This window comes from Streptomyces barringtoniae (genome assembly GCF_020819595.1).
GTDB lineage: Bacteria > Actinomycetota > Actinomycetes > Streptomycetales > Streptomycetaceae > Streptomyces > Streptomyces barringtoniae.
In genome coordinates this window covers 11,899-24,531 of record NZ_JAJHNP010000032.1, presented here as the reverse complement: position 1 = coordinate 24,531, position 12,633 = coordinate 11,899, and the positions used below count along the sequence as shown (strand labels likewise).

13 protein-coding genes are annotated in these 12,633 nt (G+C 72.8%); 7 read left to right on the top strand and 6 right to left on the bottom strand.

What is annotated here, in order from left to right:
• The first annotated feature begins 73 nt into the window (after positions 1-73).
• From LMU33_RS37970 to LMU33_RS37950, 5 genes are all read left to right on the top strand, one after another.
• Positions 74-1,036, top strand: coding sequence for a threonine/serine dehydratase family protein (locus LMU33_RS37970; protein ID WP_228626118.1), 963 nt, complete (start codon positions 74-76; stop codon positions 1,034-1,036).
• A gap of 197 nt (positions 1,037-1,233) precedes the next feature.
• Positions 1,234-2,799: a serine/threonine protein kinase gene (locus LMU33_RS37965; protein WP_228626115.1), complete on the top strand. Its 1,566-nt coding sequence runs from the start codon at positions 1,234-1,236 to the stop codon at positions 2,797-2,799.
• 49 nt (positions 2,800-2,848) lie between these two features.
• Positions 2,849-3,820 carry an LLM class F420-dependent oxidoreductase gene (locus tag LMU33_RS37960; RefSeq protein WP_228626112.1) on the top strand — a complete coding sequence of 324 codons (972 nt, stop codon included), beginning with the start codon at positions 2,849-2,851 and terminating at the stop codon, positions 3,818-3,820.
• 179 nt (positions 3,821-3,999) lie between these two features.
• Positions 4,000-4,425, top strand: a complete 426-nt coding sequence (locus LMU33_RS37955; protein WP_228626109.1) for an SsgA family sporulation/cell division regulator — start codon at positions 4,000-4,002, stop codon at positions 4,423-4,425.
• Positions 4,426-4,643: 218 nt separating this feature from the next.
• A complete protein-coding gene (locus tag LMU33_RS37950) occupies positions 4,644-5,066 on the top strand; it encodes a VOC family protein (protein WP_228626219.1) in 423 nt (140 codons plus the stop codon).
• Here the strand turns inward: LMU33_RS37950 and LMU33_RS37945 are convergent.
• From LMU33_RS37945 to LMU33_RS37920, 6 genes are all read right to left on the bottom strand, one after another.
• A complete protein-coding gene (locus LMU33_RS37945; RefSeq protein ID WP_228626107.1) occupies positions 5,038-5,586 on the bottom strand; it encodes a DUF6328 family protein in 549 nt (182 codons plus the stop codon). The two genes, LMU33_RS37950 and LMU33_RS37945, sit on opposite strands and share 29 nt — an antisense overlap.
• 53 nt (positions 5,587-5,639) lie before the next feature.
• On the bottom strand, positions 5,640-6,623 hold the full coding sequence (locus tag LMU33_RS37940; protein WP_228626104.1) for an aldo/keto reductase: 984 nt from the start codon (positions 6,621-6,623) through the stop codon (positions 5,640-5,642).
• Positions 6,624-6,755: 132 nt separating this feature from the next.
• Complete coding sequence (locus LMU33_RS37935) at positions 6,756-7,364, bottom strand: TetR/AcrR family transcriptional regulator (protein ID WP_228626101.1); 609 nt, start codon at positions 7,362-7,364, stop codon at positions 6,756-6,758.
• On the bottom strand, positions 7,361-8,860 hold the full coding sequence (locus LMU33_RS37930) for an MFS transporter (RefSeq protein ID WP_228626098.1): 1,500 nt from the start codon (positions 8,858-8,860) through the stop codon (positions 7,361-7,363). The genes LMU33_RS37935 and LMU33_RS37930 overlap by 4 nt, the downstream gene beginning before the upstream one ends.
• Positions 8,861-8,958: 98 nt before the next feature.
• Positions 8,959-9,780 (bottom strand): lipase family protein, encoded by an 822-nt coding sequence (locus tag LMU33_RS37925; RefSeq protein WP_228626096.1) that lies wholly within the window; start codon positions 9,778-9,780, stop codon positions 8,959-8,961.
• A gap of 63 nt (positions 9,781-9,843) precedes the next feature.
• Complete coding sequence (locus tag LMU33_RS37920; protein ID WP_372478137.1) at positions 9,844-11,040, bottom strand: FAD-dependent monooxygenase; 1,197 nt, start codon at positions 11,038-11,040, stop codon at positions 9,844-9,846.
• Positions 11,041-11,379: 339 nt separating this feature from the next.
• Here LMU33_RS37920 and melC1 point away from each other — a divergent pair, with 339 nt between their 5' ends.
• Positions 11,380-11,763: an apotyrosinase chaperone MelC1 gene (melC1, locus tag LMU33_RS37915; protein ID WP_228626094.1), complete on the top strand. Its 384-nt coding sequence runs from the start codon at positions 11,380-11,382 to the stop codon at positions 11,761-11,763.
• 34 nt (positions 11,764-11,797) lie between these two features.
• On the top strand, positions 11,798-12,619 hold the full coding sequence (melC2, locus tag LMU33_RS37910) for a tyrosinase MelC2 (protein WP_228626092.1): 822 nt from the start codon (positions 11,798-11,800) through the stop codon (positions 12,617-12,619).
• Positions 12,620-12,633 lie beyond the last annotated feature (14 nt).

Genomic DNA, 12,633 nt, shown 5'->3' with positions numbered 1-12,633 from the left:
ACCCCGGGAGTCCGCACGGGTCAGGGTGCGAACGGCGCGGCCCAACACCCCCGCGCCGGAAGGGTGAAGCACCTTGATCGGCATCAAGGAGATCGAAGCCACGGCGGAGCGGATCGCCGGGCACGTCGTGCGGACGCCGACCGTGCCGAGTCCGGGCCTGAGCGAGCTGCTCGGCGTCCCGGTCACCGCCAAGCTCGAACTGCTCCAGCGCACCGGTTCGTTCAAGGCCCGCGGGGCGACGGCGAAGCTGCTGTCGCTGAGCGAGGCCGAGCGAGCGGCCGGCGTGGTCGCCGTCAGCGGCGGCAACCACGGGATCGCCCTCGCGGTGATGGCCGCGGCCCTCGATGTGAAGGCCACCGTGGTCATGCCCCGTACCGCGCCCGCGCGTTCCGTCGCCCTCGCCGAGCGGGCGGGGGCGCAGCTGCGGCTGACCGACGGCATGGACAGCGCCTTCGCGCTGGTGACGCGGCTCAGGGACGAGGGGCTGACCCTGGTCCACCCGTTCGACGACCCGGTGGTGATCGCCGGACAGGGCACGGTCGGGCTGGAATTGGCCGAGGACGCGGCGGACGACCTGACGGACGTCGTGGTCAGCATCGGCGGTGGGGGGCTGATCGCCGGGGTCGCGGCGGCCCTCGCCGCCCGGCGTCCCGGGGTGCGCGTCTGGGGCGTGGAGACCGAGGGCGCCGAGGCCATGTCGGGTGCGCTGAGGGCGGGCGGACCGGTGCCGGTGGCCCTGTCGTCCCTGGTCACCACGCTCAGCGCGCCCTCCGTGTCCCAGCTGACGTACGACCATGTCTCCGCGCTGGTCGAGGAGGTGCTCGTAGTGCCGGACCGGGACGCGGTGCAGGGCTCGCTGGACCTCGCCGACCACGCCAAGGTGTGGGCCGAGCCGGCCGCGGGCTGCCTGCTGCCTGCGGCCCGGCAGGTCGCGGCCCGGGTCGGCGACGGCGCCCGGATCGGACTCGTGGTGTGCGGCGGCAACACGGCTCCACGGGAACTGACCGGCTGGGCCGAGCGGTTCGGGCTGCTGTGAACCAGGGCCGCACCCGGGTATTTACCCTCGGTTACCCGCAGGTCGAACGACCCCCGGGTGCGGCCATCCCAAACTCGCAAGCCCTTTCGAAGAATTGAATGAAAGGCAGGAACGGCACCGGACTCGCGATTCTTTGAACGCACCCCCGCACGCCCCGCGTACCCCTGTAGGACACGAAACAGGGGTTTCAGCGAGGGATGACCATGACCAAGGCGCACGTCTCCGCACACGAGTTGGTCGCCGGACGATACCGGCTCCTGGAGGTCTTCGCCCGCGAGACCAACCGTCTGTGGTGGTACGCCGAGGACGTGGCGGCGGAGCAGCCCCGGCTGGTGGCCCAGACCACGCTGCCGGAGCCCGCCGGTGACGACACCGCGCGCCGGGTCACGGCCCGTGTCGTGCGGACCTCGGAGACCATGCGGCTGCTGTGCCCCGGCCAGGTCGCCACGGTCGTCGACGCCGTGGTGGAGGCCGGCACCCTGTGGACGGTCACCGAGTGGATCGACGGCACACCCCTCGGCGAACTCCTCGGCCGCGAGGGCGGGTTCAACGTCGCGCGGGCGGCCCGGGTCGGCCTGGAACTGCTCGATGTGCTGCAGGCCGCCCACGACGGGGGCATCACCCACGGCGAGCTGAGCCCCGGCCAGGTCTTCGTGCGGGACAGCGGGCCGGTCGTCGTCACCGGGTTCGGGCTGGCCGGCGCGACCCTGGTGCCACGGCTCACGGCACCGTCGTACGCCTCGCCCGAGCAGGCCCGCGACGAGCGCATCGGACCGGCCGCCGACCTGTGGGCGCTGGGTGCACTGCTGTACACGATGGTGGAGGGCCGGCCGCCGTTCCGCGACCGCGGCCGGCCCGACGCCACGCTGAAGGCCGTGGACCGGCTGCCGCTGCGCACCCCGCTGCGCACGGGCCCGCTCACCCAGGCCGTGCAGGGGCTGCTGCGGAAGAACTCGCGGGAGCGGCTGACCCGGCCGGTGGTCAGGGAGGCCCTGATCCGGACCCTCGACGAGGACGCCGACGCCGACCGGGAACCGGCCCCCGTGCCCCGGCTGCGCGGCGCGTACGCCGGTGTCCGCCTCGCCGGGCGGGAGCCGGGCAGATGGCTCCTGGCGGCCGGTACCGCCCTGGCCGTGGTCACCGTCGCCGCCGCCGTCCTGGCCGCGACCCACCAGGGGCCGGGCGCCGGCGGCGCGCAGGCACCGGCCCACCCCGCCACCTCGGCCGGTCCGCCCGGCAGGAGCACCGCGGGCACCGCGCCCTCCTCCCCCACGCCGACTGCGAGTGCCTCAGCCGTCCTGCCGGCCGGCTATCACCGCTACACCGCCCCGGAGGGCTTCTCCGTCGCCCTGCCGGCCGGCTGGAAGCGGCTGACGACCTCCCGCGTCACCGGCGCCTACCGCGTCACCTTCGGCCGGGACGGCACCTCCCCCACCCTCGCCGTCACGCACAGCGAGCACGTCGGCCCGGATCCCGTGGCCGTCTGGCAGGAGGATGTCGAACCCGGCCTGCAGCGTCTCCCCGGCTACCAGCGCATCGGCACCGTGCGGGCCACCACGTACGAGGGGTACCGGGCCGCCGACCTGGAGTGGCTGGCCGGGACGGGGGACGCGCGGGTGCACACCTTCGGGCGCGGCTTTCTGACCGGCCGCGGCGACGCCTTCTCCCTGCGGTTCAAGACCCCTGCCGCTACCTGGAACGACGCCGTGAACCGGCTGGCGCTGAGGACGTTCCTGCAGACGTTCCGGTTGCCGCGGGGCTGACCGGCGCCGCGGTCCGTTTTCCGGCCGCCACCTCGGGGACTCGCCACGTATGGTGCAAATCGGATACACGATGATGACCGAGCAGGCAGGCCCCCGGGACCTCGTGGACCACGTCGTCCGGGCCGAGGAGACCGGGTTCGACTTCTCGGTGATCTCCGACCACTACTTTCCGTGGCTGCGCTCGCAGGGCCACTCCTCGTACGCGTGGAGCGTGCTGGGCGCCGCCGCCCAGGCCACCTCGCGGATTCCGCTGATGACCTATGTGACCTGCCCCATCCTGCGCTACCACCCGGCGATCGTGGCGCAGAAGGCGGCCACCGTGCAGCTGCTGTCCCAGGGCAGGTTCCGGCTCGGGCTGGGCGCCGGCGAGAACCTGAACGAGCATGTCGTGGGCGCCGGCTGGCCTCCGGTGGACGTGCGCCACGAGATGCTCGAGGAGGCCGTGGGGATCATCCGCGCCCTGTTCGAGGGCGGCCATGTCACCCACCACGGGCCGCACTACGACGTGGACTCGGCCCGGCTGTGGGATCTGCCGGAGGAGCCCCCGCCGATCGGGATCGCCGTCTCCGGCGACCAGTCGTGCGAGCTCGCCGGGCACCTCGCCGACCTGGTCATCGCCACCGAACCGGAGCGGGGGCTGCTGGAGGCCTTCGACCGGCACGGCGGCAGCGGCAAACCCCGGGTCGGCCAGCTGCCGGTGTGCTACGACCCCGACCGGGACACGGCGGTCAAGCGCGCCCACTCCCAGTTCCGCTGGTTCGGGCTGGGCTGGAAGGTGAACGCCGAACTGCCGCACCCCGACTCCTTCGAGTCCGCGACGCGGTTCGTGGACGAGGACGACGTCGCCGCCTCCGTCCCGTGCGGCGACGACCCCGACGCCTTCGTCGAGGCCGTACGGCCGTACGCCGAGGCCGGGTTCGGGGAGATCGCGCTCGTGCAGATCGGCGGCGACGCTCAGGCGGAGTACCTGGACTGGTCGGCGAAGACCCTGCTGCCCGCGCTGCGGGAGGCCTTCGGCTGACGGCCCGGCAAAGTGTGGTCAATGCGTCGACATCGTCCGGCGCCTGGAGGAACTCCAGCGGGCCATCGGCAGCTGCCTGGCCGCGCGGAGCCGGCGGGAATCCGTCGCAGGGTTGAGCATCCCGGCCGTCACGGGGGTACTAGAGAGCCCTGAGCCGATCGTCGCCGGGAGGCCCTCGCGTGACCGCGTTCGTGCACAAGACCCTGGTGGTGGAGCTCCGCTCGGAAGGCACCGGCCGGTGCCCCGTGCTGGCCCATCTCAGTTACCACGCCGACGACCCCTTCGCCGTCACCGCCGTCTTCGGCCACGACGGCCGGGTGCTGGCCTGCTGGCGGCTGGACCGGGAGATGCTCCTGGAAGGTCTGGCGCGGCCCGTCGGCGTGGGGGACGTACGGCTGCGGCCGGCCTCGACCGGTGCGTGGCACGAGCTGCGCATGGAGTTCCTCGGGGACGTCCGCCCGGACGGCGGCCGGCAGCACGCGGTGGTGTTCGCCTGGGCGCCCGCGGTCGCCGCGTTCCTGCGGCAGACCCACCGGATCGTGCCGCCGGGTCGGGAACGCGTCCCCGTCGACGCGCTGTTGGCCGAGATCCTCTCCGCGGGCTGATCATCATCGGGCCGTTGCCCGGCCCGATGATGATCAGTAAAGTCATCCGGGTGACTGCCGGGTCGGCCATGGGCCACGCACGAGTGAGGTTCCCGGCCCCGGCGTGAGCGCGAGGCGGGCCAGAGGCCCGCCGCCGTCTCCGAGTGCTCCTGCCCGGCGCCCGCGTGGGCGCCCGCCCTTCCCACGGACCTCGAGACCCGGAGACACCCATGAAGCCCATGCAGACCGTCCAGCCCACCGCGCAGCACGCCCCCACGACCGCCGTCCGGCTCGACCACACCGCCGTCCTCGCCACGGACCGGCGGCTGTCGGCGGAATTCCTCGCCGCCGTCCTGGGCCTGGAAGTGGGCGCCCCGTTCGGGCCGTTCCTGCCCGTCGACCTCGGGGGCGGCGTGACGCTCGACTACTACGAGAAGCGCGACGGGCCGATCCAGCCGCAGCACTACGCGTTCCTCGTGCCCGACGAGCAGTTCGACGGCATGATCGCCCGCCTGGAGGCGCTCGGCGTCACCTACTACGCCGACCCGCACCACGGCGAGCCCGGGCGGATCAACCGGCTCTTCGGGGGCCGCGGCGCCTACTTCGCCGACCCGGCCGGGCACAACATGGAGATCATGACCCGGCCGTACGTCCGCCCCTAGCCGGGGATCCGGGCGGGCGCGCGCCCCCGTCGCCGGACGGGGACGTGTGCCGGCGGCGGGCCCACAGGGGCAGGCCGAACCACCACAGCAGGTACCAGGCGACGACCACTGACACCAGGAGCGGCACATAGGTGCCGTGCGTGGCCACCCGGAGGATCAGCAGCAGCGCCGATGTCATGGTGACGAGCAGCATGACCAGGCCCACCAGGGTCATCCGGGACGCCAGCCGCACCGCCCGCGGCTTGACCTGGCGGCCGGAGACCAGCCGGTGCAGGGAGACCGGCCCGATGAGGGCCCCGGTGGTGCAGGCCCCCAGGACGACGGTCACGATGTAGATGACCTGGTCGGCGTGGGGCAGCGTGGCGTACTTCGGCTGGAAGACGACGGTCAGCAGGAAGCCGAACAGGATCTGCACGCCCGTCTGGGCGACGCGGACCTCCTGGATGAGATCGCCCCACATCCGGTCGGCCCGCTCCTCCTCGGTCTCGTCGCGCCCCCTGCGCCGTCCTTCCTCCGTCATGCGGTGTCGTGTATCCGCCCGGCCGTTCGTTCAAACGGTGGGTACGGGAGTGCCTACCACCGGTGTTCGACCTTTTCCCTGATCCGCCGCTCGTACAGCTCGCGGATCGCGGCGAACGTCTCCTCCGGCAGCGGCGGCAGCTTGGCGGCGGCCGCGTTCGCCCGGGCCTGCTCCGGTTTGCGGGCGCCCGGGATCACCGTGGTCACGCCGTCCTGCTCGATGATCCAGCGCAGCGCCAGCTGGGCCGGGGTGTAGCCCTCGGGAGCGAGCGCGGCGAACTCGGCGGCGGCCTCGACACCGGTCTCGTAGTCGACGCCGGAGAAGGTCTCGCCCTGGTCGAAGGCCTCGCCGTGCCGGTTGTAGGTGCGGTGGTCGTCGGCCGCGAACACCGTGTCCTTGGTGTACTTGCCGGACAGCAGGCCGGAGGCGAGGGGCACGCGCGCGATGATGCCGACGCCGGCCTCGCGGGCGGCGGGGAGCACCTCGTACAGGGGCTTCATGCGGAACGGGTTGAGAATGATCTGCACGCTCGCCACGTTCGGCCGGGCGATCGCGGTCAGGGCTTCGGCGCAGGTCTCCACGCTCACCCCGTAGGCCGCGACGCGCTCCTCCTCGACCAGGGTGTCCAGGGCGTCGAACACCGCGTCAAAGGAGTAGACGGGCGTCGGCGGGCAGTGCAGCTGGACCAGGTCGATGCGGTCGACGCCGAGGTTGCGGCGGGAGCGGTCGTTCCAGGTGCGGAAGTTGTCCAGGACGTAGTTCTCGGGGATCTGCTCGACCCGGCGGCCCATCTTGGTCGCCACCAGGACATGCAGGTCGGGCCGGCCGCGCAGGAAGGAGGCGATGGTCTCCTCGCTGCGTCCGTCGCCGTACACGTCGGCCGTGTCGAAGAAGGTGACGCCCGCCTCGGCCGCGGTCTCCAGGACGGACAGCGCCTCCTTGTCGTCCACGTCGCCCCAGTCGGCGCCCAGCTGCCACGTGCCGAGCCCGATCACCGATGCCCACTGTCCCGACCTGCCGATTACACGTTCGTCCATGGCGCCCAGTGTGGCATCCTGCAGCGGGGCGCGCCCGAACTCGCCGGGGAGCGTCCGCGCCCCGACGGCTGCCCGGCCCCGACGGCCCCCTTGCCGACGAAGCGGCCTTCCGCAGGTCCGCGGAGGCCCCGCTCACCGGGCCGGGCGAGGCTCGCCGGGCGGGCTGTCCGGGGTCAACTGGGCCTGGACGAGCGGCCCGTAGCGGTCGGCGATGGTGTCGACGTCGGTCTGCCGAAGGTGCGGGCCGCGTGCGATGCCGTACATCACGCCGAGGCCGACGAGTGCGGCGACGGCGAGTTCAGCGCGCAGGCCAGGGTCGGGGCCGGTGAGCCGGGCGGCGAGGCGTTCGGTCACCTGGGCGCGGAAGTTGGCGCGCAGGATGTCGCCGCGGTCGCCGTGCAGCGGGGCGAAGGCGATGCGCAGCAGCGGATCGGCGCCGCGCTCGCGCTGGCTGGCGAGGACGTGCCGGGCCATGTGCCGGCCGAGACCGGCGAGCGGCGCGTCCAGCAGGGCGTCCGCGTCGGTGCCGAAGGACATCACGCGGGCGAACAGGGTGTCCTTGTTGCCGAAGTACTTCACGATCAACGGCGGGCTCACACCGGCGCGTTCGGCGACGGCCCTGAGCGTGATGTCGGCGTGCGCGTGCCGGGCGAGGAGATGGCGGGCCGCTGTGAGGATGGCCGCCTTGGTGGCCTCGGCGTCGCGGCGGGCGGACAGACCCGGTGCGGGTGGCGTGCTCACGTCTCCTGTACTCCCTCCATGGCCTGGTCGCGGGCGCCGCGGGTGGCGTCCGTGGCAGGGCGGGTGCCGTCCGGGGTGCCGTCGCCGGGGATGGACAGGGCGGCGGCGCAGGCGGCGAGGGCGAGGGCGCCCGCCATCGCGAACGCGAGCAGATAGCCGTGCAGGGTGGGGACCGGTACGCCGCCCACGGGGCTGCTGTGGTGCACGAGGACGGCGGCGACGGCGGCGCTGGAGGTGGCCTGGCCGACGGTGCGCATGAGGACGTTGACGCCGTTGGCGGAGGCGGTCTGCCCGGCCGGTACCGCCCGCAGGATGAGCGTCGGCAGCGCCGAGTAGGCGAGTGTGGTCCCGCTCGCCACGACCGTGGCCCCGCCGATGATCATCCACAGGTCGCGGCTGTCGGCGATGCGGACCCCGTAGCCGCAGGCGATGACGGCGGCACCCAGCGCCAGGGTGATCCGCGGGCCCCGCGCGGCCGAGATGCGGGCCGACAGCGGCGAGAGGAGCAGCATGGTCACCCCGCCGGGCAGCAGACACAGACCGGTGGCGACGATCGACAGGCCGAGGCCGTAGCCGGTGGCCTTCGGTGCCTGTACCAGCTGGGCGGTGACCAGCGAGTTGGCGTAGAAGGCGAACCCGGTGAGCAGGGCGGCGACATGCGGCAGGCCCACCCGCGGCCGGACGGCCAACCGCAGGTCGACCAGCGGCCGTTCGGCGCGCAGCTGCTGCCACCACCACAGGGCGAGGACGACGCCGGCGCCGAGGAACAGCCCGAGGACCCGGGCGCTCCCCCAGCCCCAGGAGCCGCCCTGCGAGACGCCCAGCAGCAGGCACACGAGCCCGGCGGCGAGCCCCAGTGCGCCGGGCACGTCGAACCGGCCGGGCTCGCGCACCGGCGACTCCCTGACCGCCCACCAGGTCGCGCCGACGCCCATCGCACCCAGGGCGCTGGTGAGCCAGAACATGGTGTGCCAGTCGGCGTACTGAACGACCAGCGCGGCGAGCGGCAGGCCGAGCGCGGCGCCGATGCCGACGGTGGAGCTCATCAGCGCCACCGCCGAACCCCGCCGTTCCGGCGGGAGTTCGTCGCGCAGGATGCTGATCGACAGCGGTACGACGGAGGCGGCGGCGCCCTGGAGTGCGCGGGCGGCGATGAGCACGCCGATGTCGGAGGTCAGGGCGCACAGCACCGAGCCGATGGTCATCAGGGCGAGCGCACCGGTGAGCACCCGGCGCTTGCCGTACATGTCGCCGGCCCGGCCGAGCACCGGGGTGAGGACGGCGCCGGAGAGCAGGGTCGCGGTGACCGTCCAGGAGACGGTTGCGGCGGAGGCGCCGGTGAGCCGGGGCAGGTCCGGCAGCAGGGGGACGACGACGGTCTGCATGACCGCCATGAGGATGCCGCCCGACGCCAGCACCGGGATGGTGAGCCGGTCCCGCAGCGGGAGCGGCATGACCGGGCCGGGCGGCCGGGGTATCGGGGCGGGCTGGTCCATTCGGCGCTCCTGTGGACGGCACGGTGCTCGGTGAATGGCCATTCACATTATCGGGTGAATGGCCATTCACCAACGTTTCCGGCGCCGGCGCGGGGCACTCAGTCGAGGTTCTTCTCCAGGGCCGCCAGATAGTTGTGCATGAAGTGGTCCCGGATGCCGTCGGAGGCGGGTGCGAAGGCGTCGGCGGTCAGTCCGGTCGCCCGGTCGGTGAGCGCCGACAGCATCGGCATGCTCTCGTGCAGCCGGCCGTGCGAGTCGATGTAGCGCAGGGCGCGGACATGGGTGAAGGCGGGCTCGGGCGGGAGCTGGGGCACGATGTCGTTGTTGTTCACGAAGCGGTACATGCGGCCGCCGAATCCCTTGTGGAAGGCCTCGGCGAGCAGCCGGTCGCAGGTGCGCGGCTGGCCGTAGGTGTACACGCCGTCGGCGGCCAGGTGCGGGTCCTCCAGATACATCCGGGCGCCGGCCAGCATCGCGAGGGCGCCGCCCAGGCTGTGCCCGGTGAAGTACACGGTCTGGCCGTCGGTGCGCAGCTCGGCGAGGGTCCGGTGGACGGCCGGGTAGACCGATTCCAGGGCCTCGGCGAATCCGTGGTGGACGTATCCGTTGCCGCCGGGTCCGGGCCTGGGCGGGGTGGTGGCGTCGGTGAGCCAGTCCTTGATCTGGGCGGGTTCGGTGCCGCGGAACGCGGTGACGATCATCCGGTCGCTGGCCACGGTGTACGCCTGGGTGTCCTGCAGCGGGAAGGGCGGGGTGAAGCGGGTCTCGTGGTGGCGCACCTGGTCGAACCCCCACTGGGCGGCCTGGTCCGCGACGACGGCGGGGTCCTTGTAGGCCAGGTCGGCGGCGCGGGCCAGCCAGTAGGCGCGTTGCAGGCTGTAGCCGGCGGAGGTCTGGTCGAACGAGACGGGTACGGCCATGGACGGGACTCCTCGGGTGTGGGGGAAACCAGGGGGTGCCGGGGCGGCGGGAACGGGCGGGACCTAGCCGCGCCGGGCCGGGGACCAGGTGTGCGGGGGGCGCGCCGCCCTGGGGCCGAGCCACCGTTTGAACCTGTGCAGTGCCTCCAGCCGGCCGGCCGCCTTGTCGAGGCCGTAGTACAGCTGCGGCGGGACGTACGGCAGCAGGGGCGAGTGGCGCCGGCCGAGCAGGGCGAACATCCGGTGCGGGGGGAGGTTGATGTAGCGGGGCAGGTTCTCGTACCACTGGGCGCTGTGGCGGGCCGCGCTCTGCACGGGCAGCAGTTCGGCCGTGCGCCGGCGCTCGTAGGCGGCGAGGGCGTCGGTCAGGCCGGTGTGCTCGTGCAGGGCGCGGGCGAGGCACATGGCGTCCTCCAGCGCTTCGGCGGTGCCTGCGCCGCCGGAGTAGTGGGTGGCGTGGGCGGCGTCGCCGAGCAGCACCAGGTTGCCGTGGTGCCAGGTGCGGTTGGTGACGGTGCGGAAGGTCAGCCAGCCGGCACCGGGGTGGCCGGTGAGCGGGTGGCCGTCGAGGACATCGGCGAAGAGTCGCTCCAGCAGGGTGAGGCCGTCCGCCTGCGTCACCCGGTCCAGGCCGAGCCCGGTGAACGTCTCCGGGGAGCACTCGGCGACACAGGTGCTGTACTCGCCGCCGCAGCCGTGGCCGCGCACCCAGATCCAGCCGTGCTCGGTCTCGGTGAAGGCGAAGGTGAGGGCGTCGAAGACCTTGGTGGTGCCGAGCCGGACGTAGGGGTTGCAGCCCGGAGTGATCCGGGTGCCGAAGGCCGCGGCACGGCGGGTGCGCAGGGCGCTGTGCGGCCCGTCGGCCGCGACGACGAGGTCCGCGCCGGCCGGCGGTTCGGTGATGCCGCTTGCGAACTCCAGCCGGACGCCGAGGAAGCGGGCCCGGTCGGCGAGCAGGCCGAGCAGCCGGTGGCGGCCGATGCCGAAACCCTCGTCACCGTGGCGTCGGATCGTCAGGCCGCCCACGTGGGCGACGCCCTCGCTCCAGCGGACGGAAGCGTCCTCGATGGCGCGCGCCGAGGCGAGGTCGTGCTCCCGGAGCCGGTCGAGGAGGCCGCGCCGGTAGGTCACGCCCCAGCCGTGGGTCGAGCCCTCGGGGTCGCGCTCGTGGACGGTGATGTCATGGGACGGGTTCTGTCGCTTGAGCAGGATGGCGAGGTACAGACCCGCGGGCCCGCCTCCGACGCAGACGACCTTCACGCACACACCCCTGACAGTCACCCTATGCAGTCGGACGGCACCGCAGGGTAGCAGGGCGGCCGGGCCGCCCGATCGCGTCAGTTTGGTGTGGTGATCCGGACCACTCGGACGGCCCGCGGACGAGAAGGATCAGCGGAATCGGGGCCGCGGCGGCAAGGAATTCCCCGTTCCGGGCACATCGCCCGCCGACCACGGCAAGATCACCTTGGTTCAAACCTGTACGACATGTGGGCAATTGTCCGGATCGCAGCCAACCGGTTCCGGGCGATTTCTTCCCGCCCCGAAGCCCCCGATAGGCATGCGTCGTCACCCACCGGAACACCCTCCAGGAGGACCCGTATGCCCGACATCACCCGGCGCCGCGCGCTCACCGCGACGGCGGCCCTCGCCGTGACGGCCACCGTGACCACCCTCACGGCACCCGCCGCCTCGGCCGCCGGCCACGACCACCCCATGCCGATGCCGGAGACCTTCGACGAGGTCTACAAGGGCCGCCGGATACAGGGCCGGCCGATGACGGGCCACGGCGGCCATCACCACGAACACGGCGGCGGGTACGAGGTGTTGATCGACGGCGTCCAGCTGCATGTGATGCGCAACGCCGACAGCAGCTGGATCAGCGTCGTCAGCCACTACGCACCGGTGCCCACCCCGCGCGCCGCCGCCCGGACCGCGGTGGACGAGCTGCAGGGCGCCCCGCTGCTGCCCTTCCCCGCCAACTGACCGCCCCCGCAAGGACTTCGGAGCATCGCGCACCATGACCGTACGCAAGAACCAGGCCACGTTGACCGCCGACGAGAAGAAGCGGTTCGTGTCCGCCGTCCTCGAGCTCAAGCGCAACGGGCGCTACGACGAGTTCGTCCGCACGCACAACGAGTTCATCATGTCGGACACCGACACCGGCGAGCGGACCGGCCACCGCTCACCGTCGTTCCTGCCCTGGCACCGCAGATTCCTGCTCGACTTCGAGCGGGCGCTGCAGTCGGTGGACTCCTCGGTCGCGCTGCCGTACTGGGACTGGAGCACCGACCGCACCGTGCGTGCCTCGCTGTGGGCGCCGGACTTCCTCGGCGGCACCGGGCGCAGCACGGACGGGCGGGTGACGGACGGCCCGTTCGCCGGCTCCACCGGCAACTGGCCGCTGAACATACGCGTCGACGGCCGTACGTTCCTGCGCCGCTCGCTCGGCACGGCCGTGCGCGAGCTGCCGACCCGGGCGGAGGTCGAGTCGGTGCTGTCGATGCCGACGTACGACGTGGCGCCGTACAACAGCGCCTCGGACGGTTTCCGCAACAACCTGGAGGGATGGCGCGGGGTCAATCTGCACAACCGGGTCCATGTCTGGGTCGGCGGGCAGATGGCCACCGGGGTCTCCCCCAACGACCCGGTGTTCTGGCTGCACCACGCCTACGTCGACAAGCTGTGGGCTCAGTGGCAGCGGCGGCACCCGGACGCGGGGTACCTGCCGGCCGGCGGCACGCCGGACGTCGTGGACCTGGACGAGACGATGAAGCCGTGGAACGACGTGCGTCCGGCGGACCTGCTGGACCACACGCGGTACTACACGTTCGACAGCTGATCCGCCCCGGTGTG